The organism is Bradyrhizobium cytisi (genome assembly GCF_008123515.1).
GTDB classification, from domain to species: Bacteria; Pseudomonadota; Alphaproteobacteria; order Rhizobiales; family Xanthobacteraceae; genus Bradyrhizobium; species Bradyrhizobium cytisi.
Genome location: NZ_VSSR01000001.1, coordinates 49,737 through 73,284, shown reverse-complemented (window position 1 = coordinate 73,284; position 23,548 = coordinate 49,737). Strand labels below are relative to the sequence as shown.

Genomic DNA, 23,548 nt, shown 5'->3' with positions numbered 1-23,548 from the left:
CGCCCCGGGAGCGCGTTCAACGAGCAGTGGGGTGGTGCGTGGAATTCCTTGTAACCATACTCCGTCGCCGCCAAAATTGCCCAGCCGAGGGCGCGAATCCGGCATACCGGACGAGAGCTGCAATACCGCTTTGGTTGACCCGTCGAAAGCGACGAAAGGAAGGCGTATGTCCAAGAAATCCCGAAAGAAATCGCCCAAAACGCCCTCCGGCAGTCCGACCGCTAAAAAGAAGACCCAGAAAACACGGGCGTCGACGCAAACACGTGGCGCGAAAACACATCCGACATCGGCAAGCAAATCAAGCAAAGCAGGCGCCAAGGCAGCATCGCATAAGGCCGCATCGAAACGGTTAAAATCTTCTGAAAAAACCTCTAAGCTCGCCGCGTCGGCGTCGGCCGCTTCAGCAAAGTCGTTGTCAGCAAGGTCCCTGTCAGCAAAGTCCTTGTCAGCAAAGTCCTTGGCCGAGGGCCAGAAAGCGCCGGCCTTCCGCCTGCCCCGCGACGGCGGCAACGTCGTCACCCTGTCGGACTATGCCGGCCAGAAGCTCGTCCTGTTCTTCTACCCTCGCGCCGACACACCGGGCTGCACCCGCGAGGCGATCGACTTCACCCGGCTCAAGGATGCCTTTACCGCTGCCGGCACCGCCGTTCTCGGCATTTCGGCCGATCCGTTAAAGGCCCAGGAGAAGTTCCGCGACAAGCACAGCCTCGGCATCCCCCTGATCTCGGACGAGCAGCATGAGATGCTGGAGGCGTATGGCGCGTGGGGCGAAAAATCCATGTACGGCAAGAGCTTCCTCGGGATTCTTCGCACCACGGTGCTGATTGGATCCGACGGCAAGGTGGCCAGGATCTGGCGCAATGTCCGGGTCGACGGACATGCGGACGAGGTGCTGCTAGCTGCAAGAAGTCTTTAACCAGCCCGTTAAAATCGAGCGTTCCCGTTTCCGAAAAATTAACCATGACTGGCCCAGATTGCTGCGGCAATTGAGCCGCAAGGAACCGTTCCGACCGGCGCGGGAGTGCCGATGTCGAAAAGTTCTGCCCAATATTCGCAGTACCCTCATCATCACCCCCACGACCACGGACGCGCCTTCCATCGCCGTGCTGCCCCGGCGGCCGCTGCGATTCCCCTGCCCGATGCCGACGACGCCTACACGATCCTGCATCACGGCAAGCAGGTTCGCCTCGGACCTGTCGTGTTCTGGATCGTGGTCGGCACCGTCGTGCTGCTGGGGCTGTGGTCAGCGGCGACCGCCACCTATTTCGCCTTCCGCGACGACGTCCTGACCCGGCTGATCGCCCGTCAGGCCGAGATGCAATACGCCTATGAGGACCGCATCGCCGAGCTGCGCGCCAAGGTCGACCGTACCACCAGTCGGCAATTGCTCGACCAGGAGCAGTTCGACCAGAAGCTCGACCAGATCATGAAGCGCCAGACGGCGCTGGAGTCCAGGGCCACGGCGCTGGGCGCCATGCCTGATGTCACCGGGTCAATCCCGCGCGCGGCGTCGCAGCGTGGCGACGCGAACCAGACGACGACGCAAGGCACACCCAAACCGTCGCCAATCAGCGACACCGTGATCTTCGTAGCGCCGCCTGACCGCGAAGCCCGGCTCGAATCGCGTGCGCCGGCCGTGATCGCCCCGCCGATCAATCAATTCGCCAAGAATCAGGGCTTCGACAATGTCCTGGTCCGGCTGACGAACTCGCTCGATCAGGTCGAGCGCCGCCAGGTTGCGGCGCTCAGCGCCGTCGAGGAAGGCATGGATTCGCGGATGCGGCGGATGCGCGGCGTGGTCAGCGACCTCGGCCTGAACCTCGCCAATCTCGAGGCCGCCGTGCCGCGCGCCGCGATGGGCGGTCCGTTCGTGCCGGTGAAGCTCACCGCGAACGCAGGTCCCTTCGAGAAGCAGCTCTATCGCATCAACGTCACCCGCGCCGACATGGACCGGCTCAATCGCACCCTGGCGCAGGTGCCCTATCGCAAGCCGGTCGTCGGCGAGGTCGAATTCACCTCCGGCTTCGGCGTGCGCAGCGATCCCTTCCTCGGCCGGCCCGCAATGCATACCGGCCTCGATTTCCGTGCCGCGACCGGCGATCCGGCGCGCGTCACGGCCAACGGCAAGGTGGTCTCGGCCGGCTGGTCCGGCGGTTATGGCCGCATGGTCGAGGTCGATCACGGCAACGGGCTGTCGACCCGCTACGGCCATCTCTCCGAGATCAACGTCAAGGTCGGTGAGATCGTGAAGATCGGCCAGGTCATCGGCCTCGTCGGCTCGACGGGACGTTCCACCGGCCCGCATCTACACTACGAAACCCGCATCGATGGCGAAGCTGTCGATCCGCAGAAGTTTTTGCGCGCCGGCGTGCGTCTCAGCGCGGGCTAGGCCCCTCGGACACGCCGCGCCGACAAGCCTCGAAGCGAGAAGTCGCAGCATTCACGCGCAATCCGCGCGATCTGCCCGGCCAGCGGATCGACGGCGTCCGCACGCGTCACGGCAAAATATCTGATCTGCGGGATGGCCGGCGACGTCCTGATCGTGCGCAAGAGACCGATCTCGATCTCATGCCGGAAATACTGCTCGGTGAGAAAGGTGATGCCGAGCCCCGCCACGGCAAGCGCCGAGAGGACACTCAGGCTGTTGCACTTGACGACGCGATTGAGCTTGATGCCGCTCACGCCCAGCCAATCCAGAACGAGCTTCTGCAAGCCTGATCCTTCCCCCTGGGTGAGGATCGGGTAGCGGGCGATCTCCTCCAGCGCCGCCTCATCGGCCTTGGGGCCGACGCCGGGCGCCGACATCCATTGCAGCGTAACGCTGTCGAGCGGCAGTGCGTTGAAGTCGGCACTGGCCGGCGGATCAAGACCAATCACGAGATCCAGGCGACGATCGGCGAGCTTGTCGAGCAGCACAACGCTGGACTCCACTTCGGGCTCTGGAATGACCGCCGGATAGGCTTCCTTCATGGCCACAATCAGCTTGGGGAGCCAGGTCAGCGCCACGAGTTCGGTGACGCCGAATCGGAAAGCACCACTGAAAGCCAGCGGGCCTGCCGCGACCTGGCGCATTCGCGCCTCGAGCTCCAACAGCTCAGCGGCGAGCTCGATCAGATTTTCGCCGCTGCGCGTCAGGCTGATCTTTCGACTGTTGCGATCGAACAGCGCGCTCCCGACCGTTGCTTCCAATTCGGCGATGCGCTTGGAGATAGTCGATTGCGCCAGGTTCAGCCGCTCCGCGGCGCCAACCACCCCGCCCAATTCGGCGATCCAGTAAAACGCTTCGACCTGCTTCAGTGTCAGACTCACCATGGCATCAATGCCCATCAATCGAAAAAAGCGATCTCAGACGTAGAAAAATACTCACTTTTCTTCAAGCCCACCACAGGGCAGGCTTCAAGCGAAATCTGCGCTCCAGCGCACAGCCCATCGGTTTTGCCCATATGCTCCTGCCCGGTCATCGACAGCTTCCCTCACCGCCCTCGGTCCCGCCTGCAATCATCGCCGACTTTGCGGCGGCGCAGGTCGCGATCGTATCTGACAACATGAACCGGCTGCACGGCACCCGAACGCTCCGCCCGTTCCATGGTAACGGGCACCTGATCGGCACCGCGATCACCGTCAAGACTCGTGCCGGCGACAATTTCATGCTGCACAAGGCTTATGAGCTGCTCCGGCCAGGCGACGTGCTCGTGGTCGATGGCGGCGGCGATCTCAACCAGGCCCTGGTCGGTGAGATCATGATGACACGCGCGAAGGCGATGGGAGTCGCCGGCTTCGTCATCGACGGCGCCGTTCGCGACGTCGCTGCGTTCGCCGAAGCTGGCTTTCCCTGCTTCGCGCGCGGTGTCACACATCGCGGTCCCTACAAATCAGGCCCCGGAGAGATCAACGTGCCGGTCTCGATCGACGGCATGGTGGTGATGCCGGGCGATGTCATTCTCGGCGACGAGGATGGTGTCGTGGCCTTCGACCGATCCGTTGCCCCGGAGCTACTCGACCGAGTCAGACAGCAGGAAGTGCGCGAGGCCGGCGCACTGGCGGCCATCAGAGAAGGCCGCGTCGACAATTCCTATATCGGCACCGGCAACGCTCCTGCCCAAGGCGCAACGTCATGAGCCGCGCTGGTGCCATCGCCCTCGCCCCGAGGGTTCAACGGATCAAACCATCGCCAAGCATGGTCGCGCGGGATCGGGTCCGCCAGCTCCAGGCCGAGGGACGCGACGTCATCGATCTCACGGCCGGCGAGCCTGATCTCGATACGCCGAAGCATATCCGCGAAGCGGCTGCGGCCGCGCTCGAAGCGGGAGAGACGCGCTACACGCCAGTCAACGGAACGCCGACACTGCGCAAGGCGATCATCGAAAAGCTCGCCCGCGAGAACGGCGTTCGCTATGCCATGAACGAGATCTCCGTCGGCGGCGGCGCCAAGCAAGTCATCTACAACGCACTCGCCGCCACCCTCGGAGCTGGAGATGAGGTGATCATCCCCGCACCCTATTGGGTCTCGTACCCCGACATGGTCGAGGCCTGCGACGGCACGCCGGTGACCGTGAGCTGCGGCGAGAACGCGGGCTTCAAGCTGTCGGCCGAGGCTCTGGAAACAGCGATCACGCCCAAAACGCGCTGGCTCATTCTGAACTCTCCGTGCAATCCCACGGGCGCGTTCTATTCCGCCGCCGAGATCGGCGCGCTCGCCGATGTGCTGCTGCGGCATCCCCATGTCGCGGTCATGACCGACGACATTTACGAGCACATCCGCTTCGACGGCGGGGCAACTCCATGCATCGTTGCCGCCGAGCCTCGGCTGAGGGTACGGACTCTGCTGGTCAACGGCGTCTCCAAGACCTATGCCATGACTGGCTTCCGGCTTGGCTACGGCGCGGGGCCCGCAGAGCTCATCGCCGCCATGAACACGATCCAGTCGCAGTCGACGTCCTGCACGTCCGCGATCAGCCAGGCGGCGGCGACCGCAGCGCTCGAAGGCGATCAGGGTTTTGTCACTGAGGCCCGCGAGATGTATCGCCTTCGCCGCGATCGTGCGGTCGCCTTGCTGAACGGCATTCCCGGCCTTTCTTGCCTTCCGCCCGACGGCGCCTTTTATGTGTTTCCGTCTTGCGCCGGCCTGATCGGGAAGACCACGTCCGAAGGCAAGACCCTGAAGACCGATCTGGACGTCGTCATGCACTTCCTCGATGCCGCCGGCGTCGCAGTGATCGATGGCACGGCCTATGGCATGTCATCCTATCTGCGCATGTCCATCGCGACCTCATTGCCGAAGATCGAGGAAGCCTGCACACGGCTGGCGCGAATCTGTGCGGCCTTGCGCTAGTTGCAGAAGGATGAAGAAAACAGCCATGAGATTGTTCCAGATCGCCACCGCCGGACTCCTGTTGATCACCGGGGTCGTCGGCGCCGCAAAGGCCGACGAGCTTGCCGATGTGAAGGCCCGCAGCAAGCTGGTCTGTGGAACGCTCGGCACGGCCGAGCCGTTCAGCTTCCAGGATCCGAAGACGCGTGAAATCGTCGGTTACGACATCGACATCTGCCGCAAGGTCGCGGAGTCGCTCGGTGTCGCGCTCGAGATCAAGCCGATGGCCGTTGAGGCACGTATCCCCGAGCTGATACAGGGCCGGGTCGACATCCTCGCGGCCAATCTCGGCTGGTCGAAGGAACGCGCGCAACAGATCGACTACAGCTATTCGTACTTTGTCAGCGAGCAGAAGGTGCTGGTGTCTGCCGATTCCGGCATCGCGACGCTCGATCAGCTCTCCGGCAAGCGGGTTAGCGCCCTCAAGGGATCGTCCTCGGAACAGGGCGTCAGGCGTGTCATACCAACGGCAGAAACTGTGACTTTTCAGGATTCATCCTCGGCCTTTCTTGCGGTCGTTCAGGGAAAGGTCGATGGCTTTTGCGCCTCGGAGCTGATCCTGGTGAAGCTCCGCAAACAGGCGCAGGCGTCCTCGCCGATGTCGATCGTCGAGAAATCGGTCTTCCTCGAACCTTGGGGGCTCGGCGTCCGCAAGGGCGAAGCGGCTTTCAAGGATCAGGTCAACAAGGTGCTGGCCGATCTGGATGCATCGGGAGAAGCCGGCAAGATTTTTGCTAAGTGGTTCGGGCCGGGAACCGTCTATGACATGAAGCGGGATTTCAAAATCGAGGAGATCAAGGGCTGATCCCCTCACATCGAGCGCGAAACTGAACATCCGGAGTGCATGATCTTACGATGGGCTATGTCTTCGACCCGGCCGCAGTCCTGACCGGCCAATATCTGGACTGGTTCATCTGGGGACTGGCGACGACGATCGCGCTGACCGTGGCGGCCTGGCTGCTCGGAATGACGATCGGGATCATCCTGACGCTGGTCCGCATGCTTCCGTTCAGGCCGCTCGAATGGCTGGTCGCGGGTTACGTCGAATATCATCGCAACGTTCCGCTGCTGGTTCAGATCCTGGTCTGGTATTTCGGCGTCCCTCAACTGTTGCCTCGCGCCATCCGCATGTGGGTCAACAGCCACCACAGCGAGTTTCTTCTCGCGATGGTGGCGCTGGGCCTCGCCAGCGCGGCCTATATCACCGAGGATTTGCGCAGTGGAATTCGCTCGATCCCGAAGACGCAATACGAGGCCGCGCGCTCGATCGGGTTCAACTACCTCCAGGCGATGAGCTACGTGATCCTGCCGCAGGCGCTGCGCATCGTGATCCCGCCGCTGATCAACCAGACCCTGCTTCTGTTCAAGAACACCAGCCTCGCCATGGCGATCGGCGTCGGCGAGCTGACCTATCGCACGCGTGAGGTCGACAGCTACACGTTCAAGACGTTCGAGGCGTTTGCTGTCGCAACCATCCTTTATCTAGCGATCTCCTTCGCGATCATGGCGCTCGGCAGCTTCGCTGATCGGCGGCTGAAACTCGAGATCCGCTGATGCTGGAGATCCTCGAGGACAACTGGCTTCTGTTTCTGATCGGGCAATATCCGCACGGCCCCGTCGGTGGCCTCGCCATGACGCTGCTCCTCGCCGCGGCTGGTTTATCTCTCAGCTTTCCCGTCGCGATTGCGCTCGCGCTGGCGCGTCTCAGTGCGCGTCGCTGGCTTCGCGGACCGGCCACCGCCGTGGTTTACATCGTGCGCGGCCTGCCGCTGATCATGTTCATCTTCTGGACCTATTTCGCGCTGCCGCTGTTGATTGGACACACGGTCGGAGGCGTCGAGACGCTGCTCTTCGCACTTATCGTCTACGAGGCGAGCTATCTGTCGGAAATTATCCGGGCTGGGATCGAAGGCCTGCCGAAAGGCCAGGTTGAGGCGGCAAAGGCCCTGGGCCTCGGCTACTTTCCGACCACCTTCAAGATCATCCTGCCGCAAGTCCTGCACAACATGATGCCAAGCCTGGTCAGGCAGTTCGTCTCCACGATCAAGGAGACCTCGCTCGGCTACGTCATCAGCGCCAACGAGGTGACCTTTGCGGCAAGCCAGGTCAACAACCAGCTCATGACGCAACCGTTCGAGGTGTATGGCTTGCTTGCGCTGACCTATTTCACGCTTTGCTTCACCCTGACATCGGCGGCCCGCTGGCTGGAACGGCGGCTGACCGCCGAACGCGGTGGGCTCGGCGCCCAGCCGGCATGAGGGCAGCCATGATCCGCTTCGAGTCCGTCGAAAAATGGTTTGGCCAGCACCAGGTCCTGGCCGGCGTGACGGGCGAGGTGAAACGCGGCGAGGTCGTCACACTGCTCGGTTCATCGGGCTCGGGCAAATCGACGCTCATTCGTGCGGTGACGCGCCTGGAAGCCATTCAAGGCGGACAAGTGCTGTTCGAGGGAGCGGACGTCGCCGGGCGTGGTGTCGATATCAACCGTTTGCGTCAGCGCGTCGGCTTCGTATTCCAGGCGTTCAACCTGTTTCCGCATCTCACTGTCCTCGGCAACATCACGCTGGGGCTGGAACGTCTCCGAAAGATGGGCAAGGCTGCGGCCAGAGACCGCGCCATGAGCGAGCTCGACCGCGTCAGCCTGGCAGACAAGGCCGACGCCTTGCCGTCGCGCCTGTCCGGCGGACAGCGGCAACGCGTCGCGATCGCGCGCGCGCTCGCGATGGATCCGGACGTCATGCTTTTCGACGAGCCGACCAGCGCGCTCGACCCGGAAATGGTCAACGAGGTGCTGCGGGTGATGAGGACGCTGGCGCAGGATGGCATGACGATGGTTGTCGTCACGCACGAGATCGGTTTTGCGCGCGAAGTCGCGGACACAGTCTGGTTTCTGGACAAGGGCCGGATCGTCGAAAGCGGTGCACCGGCCGAGGTCCTTGATGATCCGCGTCACGACCGTCTGCGCTCCTTTCTCTCGAGGGCGCGTTAGGGCCCTCTTATTTTCATCGCCTAGCGCCGGCCGCCGCCCATCCCACCGCCGGGACCGCCTAAGCCGCCACCACCCATTCCGCCACCGGGGCCCATCGACCCACCGGGCGAGCCCATACCGCCGGGGCCTGACGGGCCGCTCGGTCCTGTTGGCGCGGGGCCTGGGTTTGCACCAGGATTAGATCCGGGCGCAGCTGGTCCGCCCGGCCGGCTGTTACCCGGGTTCGGCGTGCCGCGGTCCGGATGCATGATCGAGCCGCCGGGTGACCGGCCGGGACTGCCGCCGCCTGGCTGAGGCGTACCCGGTCCCGGGCCGATCGCTTGCGTCGATTCGACCTGCAAGCCGCGCGAGCGATCGAACACGCCATTGACGACCATGCGCGCTTCACCGGCGGCCGGCCCGAAGCGTGAGCTGTCGCGGGCCACCAAGCCGGAGCCGAGCTGCAGGCTGGAGCCCGCACGCTGCACATAGGCCTCGATCGAGAGCCGGCTTGCGCCGACGAGATCCGAGAAATCGTCGATGCGCGTGCGCGCAGCCTGCATCGCGCCCTGGCTCGCGCTGCCCTCGATCTGGACGCGCTGGCCGACCAGCAAGGGATCGACGCCGCTCAGCTTCAACCCGCCAATATGCAGCCCGTCGGGCCCGCGCTCGACCAGGCCCGTGACGCGTTCGGCTGCGTCCTTCCGAGGCTCGACCAGGCTTGCAACGATCACGCCGTCGGTCCGGCGCAGGCCGTAGACGGCGACCTGCGTGCCGGCGCGGAGCTTGCTCTCCTTGCTGCCCGCGACGACCTTCTGGCCCAACACCGTCAGCTCATTGCCCTTGACCTGCTCGATCGGCCCGGAGACCTCGCTTGCGATCGCGATGTTGCGCGTGACGAGGGTGCCGTCGGCCTGCCGCGTCGCCACCACGCGGGCGAGCTGGCCGATGCGCAGCGCCTTCGGGCTCGCCGCCTCGCCGTCGATGCGCACCGGCACGTCGCTCGCATAGGTGACCCGCTCGCCATTGACGTAGATGCTGCCGAAACGCTGGATCACGCCGACGATGCCGGTGCCGCCGATGCCATGATCGTCACCGCGCGTGATTCCGGTGCCGCCGATGCCTTGATCGGTGCCGCGCTTGACCTGCGCACGCGCGATCGCCGTTCCGGCGAGCCAGAATCCGGTCAGCAGCAATCGGCGGGAGATCAGCGGCGGCCGGCTCATCAGGAGCTGCCCTCTTTGCCATTATCCTTGCCGTTTTCCTTGCTGACGTCCTTGGCCTCGCCATCCTCGTCGGCGTCTTCGCTGTAGATGTAGATGCCGAAATTCCAGCGCGCGTCGCCGCCCTTGTCCTTGGTGAGCGCACGATTGGCCTCGCGGTTGGCGGTCTTGAGCGCATCCATCGCGAGCTCGCGCGAGCGTGCCTCGAGGCGCCTCGCAAGCTTCGGCGAGATGTTGTTGTAATGCACCGCGCGCTCGAGGAAGCGCGGCGCCGGCCCCGATACGTTTTCGGCGGCGGCCGCAATATGGTCGTGCAGATTGCGGCCGAGATAGTGCCACTTGCTGTCGTCCGCGCCACTCGGGACGAAAGCCGCCTCCACCAGCTCGATCTCGTCGGCCGCATTGATGGTGACGAGCTGGCGGTCGACCCATTCGTCGAGCACCGCGCGCGGGCGCACGTCCTTGGTGACGGAGGCGACGAGCTGCTCGAATGACGGCGCATCGCCCCCGGCCGTGCGCGGCAAGGCCAGCGGCTCGCCTCTCGCATCGGTGAACTCAGGCGCGGCGAGCCAGCGCGCGATCACGGCGCTCGTCAGCGACAGCGCCGCCGGCGTCTCGTGCACCGGTGCGCCGGCGCCGCGCAGCCGCGCCACCTCCTTGCGGTGGATGCCGGTGAGCAGGCTGACGCGGCTGTCGGTCTGCTCCTTGCCCTCGAGCGCGAAATCATGCTCGGCGACGTTGACGAAGAGCTCGCGGAGCAGCTGCGCCAGTGCCGGAAAGGTCATGCCAGTGCGGATACAGAGCCGCACGAGCGGGCGCAGCAGCCGCGCCAGCGGCGCGTGCAGCTTTGCTGCGGCATTCGGCTCTGGAGCCGCCGCTTTGGGCCCGGACCTGGCATTCATGTCTGAATTGTACCCGCGCCATACGTGGGACACAATCCCACATTTTCCGGTTTTGCAATTGACGTGGTAAATTTTCCCACATATACGGAACCTCACTGAGGGCGCGACGTAAAGGGACAACACCATGGCTGACCGCTTGGTCCGCAATTCCAGTTCACTGCGTGCTGTGCCGTTTCCCGACCGGAGCCGGGCCGGCGCGATCGAGCCGATGCTGCCGGCGCTGCTGCGCGGCGTGATCTTCATCTCGGTGCTGGCCGCACCGTTCGTCGCAGCACTGCTCGCGGGCTGACGCCATCATGCATCACACAAGCGACACCCCGCGCCGTCCGTCGGTGCTGCACATCTTCAAGATCTACTATCCCGACCTGTTTGGCGGCACGCTCACGGTGATCCGTGACATCTGCGCCAGCCTGAAGGACACCTTCGCCTCCGCCGTGCTGACCTGCTCGCAATCGGCCGACCGGCGCGCGATCATCGTCAACGACGTGCCGGTCGAGCGTGTCCGCTCGTTCGGCAATGTGATGTCGCTGCCGGCCGCGCCCGCCTATCCCTGGCGGCTGTGGCAGAAGATCGCCGAGCACGATCTGCTGGCGCTGCATGCGCCCTTCCCGCTCGCCGACCTCGTCTTCGCCCTCGGCTTCGGGCGCAACCGGCCGCTGGTCGTGCACTGGCATGCCGACATCATCACCCATTCGGGTCTGCGCTGGCTCATCGAGCCCCTGATGCGGCGGACGCTGCGCCGCGCCAAGGCGATCATCGTCTCCGACCGCGTCCTGGTCGACGAGACGCCGCTGCTGCGGGAATTCGAAGACAAATGCCATGTCGTGCCGTTCGGCATCGACACCAGTGTCTATGACTGGCCGAAGATCGAGCCACACCACGTCAACGATCGCGGCCGCCTCGTGCTCGCCTGTGGCCGGCTCGTGCCCTACAAGGGCTATGACGTGCTGATCCGCGCAGCCGTCGACCGTAAGTTCGAGGCCTGGATCATCGGCGAAGGTGCCGAGCGGCCCCGGCTCGAGCAGCTGATCGCCGAGCTTGGCCTCGGCGACCGCGTTCGCCTGCTCGGCTCCGTCAGTGACTGCGAGCGCATCAAGCTGATGTGCCTGGCCGACGTCTTCGTGATGCCGTCCGTCACCAATGCCGAGACCTTCGGACTCTCCCAGCTCGAAGCCATGGCCGCCGGCCGCCCCGTTGTGAACACCGCGCTCGACACGGCGGTGCCGCGTGTTGCCCGTCACGGCATGGAGGCGATCACCGTGCCGCCGGGCGACACCGAGAAACTCGGTGAAGCCATCGACGCACTGATCAGCGATCCCGAGCGCCGCCGCCGCATGGGGCTTTCGGCCCGGACCCGCGCCGTGAGCCGCTATTCCGCCACCGCCTTCAGGGAAGGCATGGAATCCGTCTACCGCGCGGCCGTCACCGCCCCCTGCGGCGATGCCGCGCCCGTCGCCGAGGCGCCGCAGCCAACGGGCTGGCTCGACAGCTTGCGGATCGCTGCAGCGCTGGCCTGGTCCGACATGCGCCACCGCTATGTGCGCTCGCTGCTCGGTCCGTTCTGGATGTCGCTGCAGATGGCGATCGTGGTCGCGGTGCTCGGCTCGGTGATCGGCCAGATGTCGAACGCCGACATGCTGGCGCGGCTGCCGATGCTGGCCCTGTCGATGACGGCCTGGACCTTTCTCAACAGCGTCGTGCTCGATGCGACCACGGCGCTGCAGAACTCCGCGAGCCTGATCCGCGACCGGGCGCTGCCGCCGGTGATCTTCCTTCTGCAATGCACGTTCCGCCAGGGGCTGTTCGCCCTGCACAATGCCTGCGTCCCGCTCCTGCTGTGGCTGCTGCTGACGCCGCACGATCTCTCCGGCGCGCTCGCAGCGCTCCCGGGCCTGTCGCTGTTCGTGATCTGCACCTTCGGCCTGAGCCTCGTCCTCGGCGCGCTGGCGACGCGGTATCGCGACCTCAAGCCGATCATCGAATCGACGCTGATGCTCGCCTTCCTCGCCTCGCCCGTGATCTGGTCCGCCGACATGATCAATCACCGCTCCACCGTGATGCGGCTCAATCCGCTGACCCATCTGTTCGCGGTGTGGCGCGAGCCGCTGGCCGGCGGCCATGTCGATGCGACCAGCATCATCTATGTCCTGGTGGCGCTGGCGCTGCTGCTCGGTGCGAGCGTGCTGACGCTGGTCCATCTGCGCAAAGCCGCGTTCTGGATCTGACCGATGGCCTCGATCAACCTGCACAATGTCTGTCTCGATTATCCCCTCTACGGTGCCTACGACTTCTCGCTGAAGCGGCGCCTGCTCGGCCACCTCATCCGCGAGAAGGGCGAGACGCGGATCATCCGCGCGGTCGACAATGTCACGATCGAAGCCGAGGCCGGCACGCGCATCGGGCTTGCCGGCCCCAACGGCTCCGGCAAGTCGACGCTGCTGCGGCTGATCGCCGGGGTTTATCCGCCGAGCAGCGGCCGCGTCGCGGTCAGCGGCAATGTCGTGCCCCTGCTCGGCCTCAATGCCGGCGTGAACCTCGACTTCATCGCCGAGGACAACATCGCCCTGTTGCTGCGGATCAGCGGCCGCAAGCCGACACGCGCCGTGCTCGATGAGATCTGGGCCTTCACCGAGCTCGAAGAGCGCATGCAGCGGCTGCCGTTGCGGATGTTCTCCTCGGGCATGCTGATGCGCGTGCTGTTCGCGACCGCGACCGCCTTTCCGGCCGACATCCTCCTGCTCGACGAATGGCTGAGCGTGGTCGACGAGCATTTTGCCGAGAAGGCCGAGCGGCGGCTGCAGAACCTGGTCTCGCAGGCAGCGATCGTGATCATCGCCTCGCACGACCAGCCGCTGCTGCGCCGCACCTGCACCAGCATCATCAATCTCGACCACGGCCGCATCGCCTCGACCGTCGCGGTCGAGCCACCGTCGCCCTTTTCCTTCGAGCTCCGCGAGCAACGCGCATGAAACAGAACATCCTTGTCGTGTCCGAGGCGCTCGGCGAGCCCAACCACAAGCGCGGCATCTTCCATTTCACCCGCGAATTGATGCGCTCGCTCGCAGCCGAAGGCCATGATCTCACCCTGCTGGTCGAGACCACGCGGCGTTACCGCAAGCTGCGCCGGCGCGAGCGGCGCACAAAGCTGTTCCCGACGCAGTCGCGCAATATCGAGCTCCTGGCGCTCTATCGATTCCTCGACGAGATCAACATGAGCGAGCCGGCGACGCGCAGCGGCTTGCGGCGCACGCTCGACTGGGTCCGCCACAAGGCCACCATGTCGGTGTCGTTGGACTATATCGCCTGCTTCCTGCGTGCGATCGGCCTGCGCGGCCTGCACGCGCGGCTGATCGAGAACAGCACTGCGGCGCTCGAATACATCCCGCCGGATCTGCGCCACCTCGAGCTGTTCCGCGACTTCCAGCTCGAGCCCGGATTCTACAGCTATCAGGACTCCTCGGCCTTCTTCCTGCTGCCGCCGCCACGGATCGACGCGCGCAATTATGACGTCATCGTCATCGACACGCCGACACGGGTGTCGGTGAAACGCAGGCCGGATGCCAAGGTGATCTGCGTCGTGCACGATCTGCTGCCGCTCACCGATCTCAAGCTCAGCGACGTCGCAACGCGGCTGTTCCTGTCACGGCTGCTCACCAGCCTGCGTCAGGCCGACGAGCTCGCCTTCGTTTCAAACTATAGCATGATGCGGTTCAGGGATCTGTTACCGCAATTTGCGCACCTGCCGGCGCGGGTCGTGTATCCCCGCACCCGGTTCGACGCCCCGGATGTCCTGCACCTCCCAGCCCCGTCGGGGCGTCCGGGGCGGCCGAGCTTTGTCGTCATCGTCTCGAACGAGCCGCGCAAGAACGTCGCCACCGTCATTCGCGCGTTCCGCAACATCCCCCAGGCCGATCTGGTGGTGATCGGCCTGGCCGGCCAGATCAGCCGGATGCGCAACCTTCCGCCAAACATTCGTTTCGCCGGCTATGTCGACGAGCACGAGAAGGCCGCTTTGATCGCGGACGCGCATGGCCTGATCATGCCGAGCTTCGCCGAAGGTTTTGGCGTGCCGATCATCGAGGCGCTGGCTGCGAACACGCCCGTGCTCTGCTCCGACATAGCCGTGTTCCGCGAGGTCGCGGGCGAGCTCGCCGATTATTTCGATCCGTTTGCGACCGAGTCGATCGTGGCCTCCGTCACCCGCGTGCTGGCGCGGCAGGAGGAATGTCGTGGCCGAATCCGCGCGCGCCGCTCCGAGCTTGCCGAGCGTTTCGGCTACCAGACCCAGGCCCGCGATTTCCTCGGGCAACATTTGGCCCCGGAACGCCTCGTCGCGGCGCAATAGGCATGACCGTCGCCACGCTTCGACCGCGCAACGCCCAGCCCTGACTTACTGGCTGCGTTCGTGACCGACCTCGCCGGTGATGACGTCGCCGAACAGCTCCCAGGCTTGCCCGTTGAAGCGCATCAGCTGCATCTGCTCGATCGGGAAATAATCGTCCGGCGAGGTGTTCACCATGATGCCGGGCAGAATCAGGTCGGTGTGGAAGTTCTTCAGGTTGGCCGCCTGCTTCATGACGTTGTCGCGCGTGAGCGTGTCGCCGCACTGTTTCAGGACCTGCGCCATCGCCTCGGCCTGCACGTATCCGTAGATGTTGTTGGAATTGGCCTTGTCGCCGTCAGGGTAATATTTGTCCATGAATTCGCGCCATTTGATCACGGCCGGATCCTTGTCCCAGGTCGGATCGGTCGGATCCTTCAGATAGACGGTCGAGATGATGTCCTTGGCATAGTCGAGGCCGGCAGGCTTCAGGACCGAGGCGACCGAGGTCGCGGTGTTGGCCAGGAAGAACTTTGGCTTCCAGCCGAGCTCGCCGACCTTCCGGATCGCCTGCGCCGAGCCCTTTGGCGCTGCCCATGAGAAGAAGATGTCTGCACCGGAATCATGCAAGGCGACGATCTGCGAGTCGATCGAGGGATCGCTGACCTCATAGGACTTGTCGGCAATGATCATGTTGGCCTTGTCGCCGAGCCCGTCCTTCAGGCCCTTGAACTGGTCCTTGCCGGCGTCGTCGTTCTGCCAGAACACCGCGATCTTGCCGTTCGGGAAATTGTCGCGAATGTACTTTGCGTAAATCCGCCCCTCGCTCTGGTAGTTGGGCTGGAAGCCCATGGTCCACGGAAAGTTCTTCGGGTCCCCGAACTTGGTGCCGCCGGAGGCGACGAAGAGCTGCGGCACTCTCTTGGCGTTCATGTATTTCATGATCGCAGAGTTCGAGGGCGTGCCAAGCGCCTGGAAGATCAGCAGCACCTCATCGCTCTCGACCAGCTTGCGCGCCTGCTCGATCGCCTTCGGCGGCGAGTAGGCATCGTCATAGCTGACGAAGTTGATCTTGCGGCCGTTGATGCCACCCTGATCGTTGATCATTTTGAAGAACGCGGCCTCAGTCTTGCCGATCACGCCATAGGACGACGCCGGTCCGCTATAGGGCATGATGTTGCCGATCTTGATTTCGGTGTCGCTGGCGCCGGGATCGTATTTCTTCTCTGCCAAGGCCGGGGTCGTGACGAGCACTCCGGCAGCAAGCATGGCGAGGGCAGCAAGGCTTTTGCGACGACCCGGCATCGTTCTCTCCCCTATATAGTCTTGTTTTGAGAAGAGTGTCGCAAGGTGGCAAGCGACTGGCAAGCGGCAGGATTTTCCGCGGAGTGAAACGCTGGCTCGGAACTTAACCCACGCGCTGCAGCATTCTCACAGCCCGTCCGTCGATCACGATCAATGCGCTGCCGATGACGACCGCACCGGCGATCTCTCGCATGGAGATCGGCTCGCGCAGCACCAGCCATCCCAGAAGAATGGCGGTCACGGGAATGAGCAGCGTCACTAGCATCACATTGCTCGCGCCTGAGCGTCGTATGATCTGAAAGAAGACGATGTAGGCGAGCGCCGTCGAGAGCGCCGCGAGGCCCAGCACGGCAAGCCAGGTCGCCAGACCCGGAACAGGAAGACGCCACGGCTGCTCCACTGCACCGGCGACGATCGCCATCATCACAGTCGACGCCATCAGCTGAAACGTGGCCGTTCCCAGTGGCGGTGAGTCCTTCAGCAGCCGACGCGCGGCGAGCGCCGCAAAACCATAACTGAGCGCGCCGCCAAGGCAGAGTAGGATGCCGAACCCCTGCCCGGCGCGCGACTCGACACCCCACCCACGCAGGATGACCACGCCGGCGAGGCCCAGCGCCACGCCGGCCACCCGCCGCGCCTGCAACGCCTCTTCACCCGCCGCCGCCATCACCAGCACAGTGAACAGCGGCGTGGTCGCGTTCAGGATCGACGCCAGTCCGCTCGGAATGAAAGTCTGGCCGGCCACGATCAGCGAGAACGGAATGACGTTGTTGAGCAGCCCGATCACGACAAAGGCTCGCCAGCCCCTCACGCCCTTGGGAAAGCTGATCCCCTGCACACGCAGCAACGGCAGCAGAATGGCCGCGCCAAGGGCAACGCGCAAAAACACCAAGGTTAGCGGCGGCAGCTCCCGCAGCGCCGCGCCATTGAAGAAGAACGACCCGCCCCAGAGGATCGAGAGCACAGCAAGCAGCGACCAGTCTCGCGCGTCGATCCGGTTTTCATTCAAAGGCATGCGTCTTACCTCGGCGGTCGGGCCTGCCGCCTAGGCCAGCGCGACGCATCTCGCCACCCGATTTCCGACGAGACGAGGCTCATGACGATCGGCGAAAGCGGGCGTCGCCTGCAATATCAGTGATCACTGCCCCGATCACCAGTGCCCCGCCAATGAGCGCATGCACGGCCGGCACCTCGCTAAATCCCACCCAGATCCAGAACGCCATCAGCGGCGTCTCCAGCGTTGCGATCAGGGAGGCTTGGCCCGAAGGCAGCAGGCGCGAGCCGAGCATGTAGAAGGTCAGGCCGAGCGCGACCTGGAGGCAGCCGAACATCGCAAGGATCGCAAGGCTGTTGCCGCCGACATGGGCGATGTCGTGGGCGAACGGCAGGCTGACGAGGCTGCCGATGAAGTTCGACAGTGCTGCCGTCGCAACCATCGAGGTCTCCTTGTGGCGCCGAACGACGACCGTCATGGCCGAGATCGCGAGGACCATCAGGCAGCTCAGGGCCACGCCGCCGATATCGGCGCCGGATCTGATGCCGCCGACGGTGATGGCGACGCCGGCAAAGGCAACGAGGCTCGCGATCAGGGTGCGCCATGTCGCGGCTTCGCCGAGCCACAGCCATGCCAGCGCCGCCGCCACGAACGGCTGGGTCGCGATCAGCACCGCGACATTCATGACATCGGTCATCTGGAGCGCGGGAATGAACGAGATCATGCCGAGCGCAGATAACGACGCCACGAGCAATCCGCCGCGTCCCGGCACCACCAATTGCCACAACGCGCCCGGCCCCTGCATCAGGACGAGAAGCACCGAGATCAGACCGCCGCCGAACAGGCCGCGCCAGAACAGGATGGTCCAGGGATCGAACGGCAAAAGCCGCGTGAAAAACGGCGCCGTGCTCCAGGCAATCGCCGCCGCGGTAACGAGGGCCATGCCGAGACCGCGCTCCGATCGAGGCTGCCCCCATGTCATATGGCTCCGATTAGGAGGTTTTCGTTTTTGGTTGAGAGAGGAACTCGAGCACGCTCTCAGCCAGCGTCACACTCCTGAGTAGCACGAGTTCTCCTTTCTGCCGCAATCTTGGCGTGTAGTTCCACCGCCGATACGGTATGGAGGGCGAAGCGATGAAATTAAGTCTCACAAGCGGCATAATGGGCGCAAGTCTGATGTTGGGGTGTTCTTTGCTGATCGGCCCAATGGCTCACGGAGCACCGCAGACGTGCTCGGTCGAGAAGCTCCAGGGCCGCTACGTATTTACTGGCCAGGGCACGAACTATCATTACGGTGCGTTCGACTTTGACGGGTCGGGAAAGTTTTCAGGCAAACAGACCTCGCTGCGCCATGCGATCGTTCAACGCGAAGCTCTGAATGGTACGTACACGATTGATCAGGACTGCACCGGCGTGATGACCCTCGAAGGTCAACCAGGTGGCACGGCGCACTGGGACGTCTTTTTGACCGACGATGGGAAGAAGGGACGCATGATCCGAACGGATTCCGGTGTGGCGGGCCTGCGCAACTTCGAGCAATAGAGCAGCTCAAATCAACGGACCGTCCCCGGCGGTCGGGCCGCGTTCGTGCTTGGAAGCGTCGGCGATCAGACAGCGCCTTTCGGCCGCGACACCAGCTCGATCATCCTGCCTTCGTCGTCGTCGGGCATCGCGGCCTTGGCCTGCGCGTAGGACTCGACGGCGGCGCGCGAGACCAGCGGCTTGTCGGCCAGCAGGCTCTCGGCGAGCTTGACGGCGTAGGCGGCATCCTTGTGCCGGAGCGCGGCCGTGAACGTGGCACCGCTGAAGTCGCGGGCGACCATGCGCTTGGAATGGCGCTGCACCTGCGGGCTGGCGGCGACGCCCGCCTGGATCGACTCCAGCACCAGCTTCATGTCGAGCCCGGCCTGCTCGGCGATCGCGAGGCCCTCGGCGAGGCCCGCGATCTGGATCGCGCCCAGGAGATTGTTGATGAGCTTGTAGACCGTGCCGGATCCGACCGCGCCGAAATGGCGGATGGTCGAGCCGATCGGTTCGAGGAACGGGCGCGCCCGCTCGAGGTCGGCCGCGTCAGCGCCGGCAAGCAACGTCAGCTTTCCGGCCGCGGCCGCATCCGGCAATCCCGTCACGGGGCAGTCGATGTAGATCAGCCCGCGCGCATTGAGCTCGCGGCCCATCTCGCGCGCATGATCATAGGAAACGGTGGAGCACTCGATCGCAATGGTGCCGGCCTTGGCCGTCTTGGCCGCGCCGTTGAGCCCGAGCCAGACGGCGCGCGAGGCCTCGTCATCGGCGACCATGGTCACGACCGCGTCGGCATCGATCGCGGCATCCTCGGGCGAAGTCGCCCAATGCGCGCCGCGCGCGATCAGGTCTTCTGCTTTTGCCCTGCTGCGATTCCACAGCGTCACCGTAAAACCGGCATCGAGATAGCGGCCGGCCATGCCATGGCCCATCCGCCCCAATCCGATGAAGGCAACGCGGGGCATGATCAGTCCACGTCCTCGATGTCGGCGCCGGTGGTGCCGAAGGCGCGCTGCGCCAGGGTCGCGGCCATGAAGTCGTCGAGCTCGCCGTTGAGCACGCCCGAGGTGTCGGAGGTCTGCACGCCGGTGCGCAGGTCCTTCACCATCTGATAGGGCTGCAGCACGTAGGAGCGGATCTGGTGGCCCCAGCCGATTTCGGTCCTGGCGGCCTGGTCGGCGGCGGCCTTCTCCTCGCGCTTCTTCAGCTCGATCTCGTAAAGCCGCGCGCGCAGCATATCCCAGGCCTGCGCCCGGTTCTTGTGCTGGGAGCGGCCGGCCTGGCAGACCACCGCGACGCCGGTCGGGATATGCGTCAGGCGCACCGCGGATTCGGTCTTGTTGACGTGCTGACCGCCGGCGCCGCCCGACCGCATGGTGTCGACGCGGACGTCGGCTTCCTTGATGTCGATCTTGATGCTGTCGTCAATGACGGGGAATACCTGCACGCTGGAGAAAGACGTATGCCGCCGCGCGTTGGAATCGAACGGCGAGATGCGCACCAACCGGTGCACGCCGGCCTCGGTCTTCAGCCAGCCATAGGCATTGTGGCCGGAGACCTGGATGGTCGCGGACTTGATGCCGGCTTCTTCGCCCTCGGACTCTTCGAGGAATTCGACCTTGAAGCCGTGCGTCTCGGCCCAGCGCGTGTACATGCGCAACAGCATCTGCGCCCAGTCCTGGCTCTCGGTGCCGCCGGCGCCGGCATGGACTTCGAGATAGGAGTCGAAGCGATCGGCCTCGCCCGACAGCAGCGCCTCAAGCTCGCGCCGGGCGACTTCCTTCTTGAGGCTCTTGAGTGCGGCTTCAGCTTCGGCCACGACACCGGCGTCGCCCTCGGCCTCGCCGAGCTCGATCATCCCGATATCGTCCTCGAGCTCCTGCTCGACCTTGCCGATGCCCGAGAGCGAATCCTCCAGCGAGGTTCGCTCCTGCATCAGCTTTTGGGCTTTCTGGGGATCGTTCCAGAGATTGGGATCTTCTGCGAGCTTGTTCAGCTCAGCGAGGCGCGCCGTCGATTTCTCGACGTCAAAGATGCCTCCTCAGCAGCCCGACCGACTGCTTGATCTCTTCTACCAACCGTTCGATTTCGGCGCGCATGTCGTTCTCTGGTCTCGCGGAATCCCGCGTGCAATTGAAAAGGGGATGTAACGGCGGCGGCTGCAAAGCGCAACCGCCGGCCTCGTCTGTCTGCCCCGTTATCCGCTAGTACAGCCCGCCGGTGCCCGGCCGCATGAAGAAGCCGGAATCCGGCTGCTGCTGCGGCGCCCCCGGCGCGCCGCGGCCGTCAGCATCAGCGACGCCAATGACGGAGTAGTTATCCGGCGGCGCCGTACCCGGCTTGAAGGCTTCCAGAATGGTTCCGCCGGTCTCGCCGGGGCCGGCGCGCATGCCGGTCTTGGAGACGACGCGAACCAGCTTAATGCCGGCCGGCACCTTGAACGGGACCGCGGGCTTGTCGGCAAGCGCAAGCTTGAGGAAATCGCGCGCGATCGGGGCAGAGAGATGGCCGCCGGTTGCGGCATTGCCTCTGCCGAGCGAGCGCGGCTTGTCGTAGCCCATGTAGATGGCAACTGCGATGTCCGGCGAGAAGCCGACGAACCACGCGTCCTTGGCCTCGTTGGTGGTGCCGGTCTTGCCGGCGATCGGCTTGCCGACTTCCTTCACGACGGTCGCGGTACCGGCCTGGACCACGCCCTCCAGCAGCTCGGTGATCTGATAGGCGGTCATCGAGTCCAGCACCTGCTCGCGACGATCGATCAGCTGCGGCTCGGCCTGGTTCTTCCAGCCGCCGGGCGCGTCGCAGCCGCGGCATTCGCGCTGGTCATGCTTGAAGATGGTGCGGCCGTAGCGATCCTGGATACGGTCGATCAAGGTCGGCTTCACGCGGCGGCCGCCATTGGCGAGCATCGAATAGGCCGTGACCATGCGCATTGCCGTGGTTTCGCCGGCGCCGAGTGCATAGGAGAGATAGTTCGGCAGCTCATCGTAGACACCGAAGCGGCGCGCATATTCGCCGATCAGGGGCATGCCGATGTCTTGCGCAAGCCGCACCGTCACCGTGTTGCGCGACAGCCGCAGCGCATTGCGCAAGGTCATCGGACCCATATACTTGCCGGCATCAAAGTTTTCCGGCCGCCACACACCGGCGCCCTGGCCCTGATCGATTTCGATCGGCGCGTCGAGCACGACGGTCGAGGGCGTGTAGCCGTTGTCGAGTGCGGCCGAATAGACGATCGGCTTGAACGACGATCCCGGCTGCCGGTAGGCCTGGGTGGCGCGATTGAATTGGCTCTGGTCGAACGAGAAGCCGCCGACCATTGCGAGCACGCGACCGGTCCAGGGGTCCATCACTACCATCGCGCCCGATACTTCGGGTATCTGGCGCAGGCGGTATTGGCCTTCGACCGGTTGTCCTTCCTTGGTGTAGAGCGGATCGGCATAGATCACGTCGCCGGGTTGGAGCACCTGCGACACACCCGTGGCAGCCCTGCCCTTCCCGGCTCCCGAAGCCGCCTTCGCCCATTTGACGCCGTCAAGCGTGATCAGGCCGGTCTCGCGCTGCTTGCTGACGGCGCCGCCTAGCTCGCGGTTCGGCTGGAAGCCGATCCGCGCCGACTGGTCGCTGGTTTCCAGCACCACCGCCATGCGCCACGGCGAGATGTCGGAGAGCGACTTGATCTCGGCGAGCTTCACGCCCCAGTCGCCCGAAATATCGAGCTTGCTCATGGCGCCGCGATAACCCTGCTGCTCATCATAGTTGACGAGGCCGGCAACCATGGTCTTGCGCGCCATGACCTGGATCTTCGGATCGAGCGTGGTGCGCACCGAGAGGCCACCCTCATACAGCTTCTTCTCGCCATAGCGCTCGAAGATGTCGCGGCGGACCTCTTCGGCGAAATATTCGCCGGCGAATGTGTGGGCACCGTTGGAGCGGTTGGTGACGGCCAGCGGCTCCTTGCGCGCCTTGTCGGCGTCGGCCTGCTTGATCCAGCCGTTCTCCTGGAGGCGGTCGATCACGTAATTGCGGCGCTCGATGGCGCGGTCGCGGTTACGCACCGGATGCAGCGTCGCCGGCATCTTCGGCAGCGCCGCGAGGTATGAGGCTTCCGCCACGGTGAGCTCGTTCACCGACTTGTCGAAATAGACCAGCGAGGCGGCTGCGATGCCGTAGGCGCCGAGGCCGAGATAAATTTCGTTGAGATACAGCTCGAGAATCTTGTCCTTCGAATAGGTCTTCTCGATCCGCATCGCGAGCAAGGCTTCCTTGATCTTGCGCGCGAACGAGACCTCGTTGGTCAGAAGGAAGTTCTTGGCGACCTGCTGGGTGATCGTGGAAGCGCCCTGCGGACGGCGGTTTGAGCCGTAGTTCTGCAGATAGACCAGGCCGGCGCGGGCCATGCCGGTGTAGTCGATGCCGCCATGCTCGTAGAAATTCTTGTCTTCGGCGGCGAGGAACGCGTTGATCACGAGTTTCGGCACCGCCTGGATCGGGAGGTACAGCCGCCGCTCCTTGGCGTATTCGCCGAGCAGCGAGCCGTCGACCGCGTGCACGCGGGTCATCACCGGCGGCTCGTAATCCTGAAGCTGAGAGTAGTCGGGCAAATCCTTGGAGAAATGCCAGATCAGGCCTGCCACGGCACCGACACCGACAAGGAACACCACCGTTCCCGCGGCGAACAGGAAGCCCATGAACCGCACAAGCAAGCGCATTATGTGTTTATCCGTTTAATCCCTGGATCGGCCCAAGAGCAGACCAAGATCAGCCTCAAGGCGCCCCAAACGGACGCCATCCTCACGTCGCGAACTCCCCGGCCTACTCAATACCATCGATGCCGGACCGAAAGACGCTTGCCGAAACGGGATTCTCGTCGATTCCGGAACCCCCTGCGCCGGTTTTATAAAGCGTCCGCTGTGGCCAAACTAGGGCTTAACATCGGA

General features: G+C 64.3%; 23 protein-coding genes. 13 read left to right on the top strand and 10 right to left on the bottom strand.

Translation table 11 applies throughout. The features are described from left to right. Window positions 1-166 precede the first annotated feature (166 nt). Complete coding sequence (locus FXB38_RS00310) at window positions 167-916, top strand: peroxiredoxin (RefSeq protein ID WP_148748788.1); 750 nt, start codon at window positions 167-169, stop codon at window positions 914-916. 111 nt (window positions 917-1,027) lie between these two features. Further along, window positions 1,028-2,389 (top strand): M23 family metallopeptidase, encoded by a 1,362-nt coding sequence (locus FXB38_RS00305; RefSeq protein ID WP_187434579.1) that lies wholly within the window; start codon window positions 1,028-1,030, stop codon window positions 2,387-2,389. On the opposite strand, the gene FXB38_RS00300 is transcribed toward FXB38_RS00305, so the two are convergent. Both FXB38_RS00300 and FXB38_RS44560 read right to left on the bottom strand, forming a co-directional pair. Beyond that, entirely contained in the window at window positions 2,386-3,312 is a 927-nt protein-coding gene (locus FXB38_RS00300) for a LysR family transcriptional regulator (protein ID WP_187434578.1), read from the bottom strand. The genes FXB38_RS00305 and FXB38_RS00300 overlap by 4 nt on opposite strands. Window positions 3,313-3,326: 14 nt before the next feature. Then, complete coding sequence (locus FXB38_RS44560; protein WP_283812696.1) at window positions 3,327-3,461, bottom strand: hypothetical protein; 135 nt, start codon at window positions 3,459-3,461, stop codon at window positions 3,327-3,329. Here FXB38_RS44560 and FXB38_RS00295 point away from each other — a divergent pair. The 6 genes from FXB38_RS00295 to FXB38_RS00270 are packed head-to-tail and all read left to right on the top strand — an operon-like array spanning window position 3,444 to window position 8,360. Further along, window positions 3,444-4,118, top strand: a complete 675-nt coding sequence (locus FXB38_RS00295; protein ID WP_148748785.1) for an RraA family protein — start codon at window positions 3,444-3,446, stop codon at window positions 4,116-4,118. The genes FXB38_RS44560 and FXB38_RS00295 overlap by 18 nt on opposite strands. Beyond that, entirely contained in the window at window positions 4,115-5,332 is a 1,218-nt protein-coding gene (locus tag FXB38_RS00290) for an aspartate transaminase (RefSeq protein WP_148748784.1), read from the top strand. Before FXB38_RS00295 ends, FXB38_RS00290 begins: the two co-directional genes overlap by 4 nt. Before the next feature lie 25 nt (window positions 5,333-5,357). After that, window positions 5,358-6,176 (top strand): ABC transporter substrate-binding protein, encoded by an 819-nt coding sequence (locus tag FXB38_RS00285; protein ID WP_148748783.1) that lies wholly within the window; start codon window positions 5,358-5,360, stop codon window positions 6,174-6,176. Between the two features lie 35 nt (window positions 6,177-6,211). Next, window positions 6,212-6,925, top strand: a complete 714-nt coding sequence (locus FXB38_RS00280; protein ID WP_246229562.1) for an amino acid ABC transporter permease — start codon at window positions 6,212-6,214, stop codon at window positions 6,923-6,925. Next, complete coding sequence (locus FXB38_RS00275) at window positions 6,925-7,629, top strand: amino acid ABC transporter permease (protein ID WP_148748782.1); 705 nt, start codon at window positions 6,925-6,927, stop codon at window positions 7,627-7,629. Before FXB38_RS00280 ends, FXB38_RS00275 begins: the two co-directional genes overlap by 1 nt. Before the next feature lie 8 nt (window positions 7,630-7,637). After that, the gene (locus FXB38_RS00270; RefSeq protein ID WP_148748781.1) at window positions 7,638-8,360 is read left to right on the top strand and encodes an amino acid ABC transporter ATP-binding protein; all 723 of its coding nucleotides are present in this window, start codon (window positions 7,638-7,640) and stop codon (window positions 8,358-8,360) included. Between the two features lie 20 nt (window positions 8,361-8,380). Here the strand turns inward: FXB38_RS00270 and FXB38_RS00265 are convergent, their stop codons facing one another. Then, entirely contained in the window at window positions 8,381-9,565 is a 1,185-nt protein-coding gene (locus FXB38_RS00265) for a DUF5666 domain-containing protein (protein WP_148748780.1), read from the bottom strand. After that, window positions 9,565-10,464, bottom strand: coding sequence for a DUF6502 family protein (locus FXB38_RS00260; protein WP_187434577.1), 900 nt, complete (start codon window positions 10,462-10,464; stop codon window positions 9,565-9,567). The genes FXB38_RS00265 and FXB38_RS00260 overlap by 1 nt, the downstream gene beginning before the upstream one ends. 124 nt (window positions 10,465-10,588) lie before the next feature. Between FXB38_RS00260 and FXB38_RS42505 the strand changes: the two genes are divergently transcribed. The 4 genes from FXB38_RS42505 to FXB38_RS00245 are packed head-to-tail and all read left to right on the top strand — an operon-like array spanning window position 10,589 to window position 14,809. Beyond that, entirely contained in the window at window positions 10,589-10,753 is a 165-nt protein-coding gene (locus tag FXB38_RS42505) for a hypothetical protein (RefSeq protein ID WP_187434576.1), read from the top strand. Window positions 10,754-10,760: 7 nt separating this feature from the next. Continuing rightward, entirely contained in the window at window positions 10,761-12,689 is a 1,929-nt protein-coding gene (locus FXB38_RS00255) for a glycosyltransferase (RefSeq protein ID WP_148748779.1), read from the top strand. A 3-nt stretch (window positions 12,690-12,692) separates the two neighbouring features. After that, complete coding sequence (locus FXB38_RS00250) at window positions 12,693-13,433, top strand: ABC transporter ATP-binding protein (protein WP_148748778.1); 741 nt, start codon at window positions 12,693-12,695, stop codon at window positions 13,431-13,433. After that, window positions 13,430-14,809: a glycosyltransferase family 4 protein gene (locus FXB38_RS00245; protein ID WP_187434575.1), complete on the top strand. Its 1,380-nt coding sequence runs from the start codon at window positions 13,430-13,432 to the stop codon at window positions 14,807-14,809. Before FXB38_RS00250 ends, FXB38_RS00245 begins: the two co-directional genes overlap by 4 nt. 45 nt (window positions 14,810-14,854) lie before the next feature. Here FXB38_RS00245 and FXB38_RS00240 read toward each other — a convergent pair whose 3' ends face one another. From FXB38_RS00240 to FXB38_RS00230, 3 genes are all read right to left on the bottom strand, one after another. Continuing rightward, a complete protein-coding gene (locus tag FXB38_RS00240) occupies window positions 14,855-16,090 on the bottom strand; it encodes an ABC transporter substrate-binding protein (RefSeq protein WP_148748777.1) in 1,236 nt (411 codons plus the stop codon). Window positions 16,091-16,193: 103 nt separating this feature from the next. Next, window positions 16,194-17,105 (bottom strand): DMT family transporter, encoded by a 912-nt coding sequence (locus tag FXB38_RS00235; RefSeq protein WP_148748776.1) that lies wholly within the window; start codon window positions 17,103-17,105, stop codon window positions 16,194-16,196. Window positions 17,106-17,184: 79 nt separating this feature from the next. Next, a complete protein-coding gene (locus FXB38_RS00230) occupies window positions 17,185-18,027 on the bottom strand; it encodes a DMT family transporter (protein WP_246229560.1) in 843 nt (280 codons plus the stop codon). Window positions 18,028-18,218: 191 nt separating this feature from the next. On the opposite strand from FXB38_RS00230, the gene FXB38_RS00225 reads away from it, so the two are divergent. Next, entirely contained in the window at window positions 18,219-18,626 is a 408-nt protein-coding gene (locus tag FXB38_RS00225; protein ID WP_148748774.1) for a hypothetical protein, read from the top strand. A gap of 65 nt (window positions 18,627-18,691) precedes the next feature. On the opposite strand, the gene FXB38_RS00220 is transcribed toward FXB38_RS00225, so the two are convergent. The 3 genes from FXB38_RS00220 to FXB38_RS00210 all read right to left on the bottom strand — a co-directional run bounded on the left by FXB38_RS00220 (window position 18,692) and on the right by FXB38_RS00210 (window position 23,320). Further along, a complete protein-coding gene (locus FXB38_RS00220) occupies window positions 18,692-19,573 on the bottom strand; it encodes an NAD(P)-dependent oxidoreductase (RefSeq protein ID WP_148748773.1) in 882 nt (293 codons plus the stop codon). A 2-nt stretch (window positions 19,574-19,575) separates the two neighbouring features. Beyond that, window positions 19,576-20,707, bottom strand: a protein-coding gene (gene prfB, locus FXB38_RS00215) for a peptide chain release factor 2 (RefSeq protein ID WP_148748772.1) whose coding sequence is annotated in 2 segments (ribosomal slippage) — window positions 19,576-20,637 and window positions 20,639-20,707 — 1,131 coding nt in all. Because the reading frame shifts where the segments join, the coding sequence is not laid out codon by codon here. 105 nt (window positions 20,708-20,812) lie between these two features. Beyond that, the gene (locus FXB38_RS00210; protein WP_148748771.1) at window positions 20,813-23,320 is read right to left on the bottom strand and encodes a penicillin-binding protein 1A; all 2,508 of its coding nucleotides are present in this window, start codon (window positions 23,318-23,320) and stop codon (window positions 20,813-20,815) included. Window positions 23,321-23,548 lie beyond the last annotated feature (228 nt).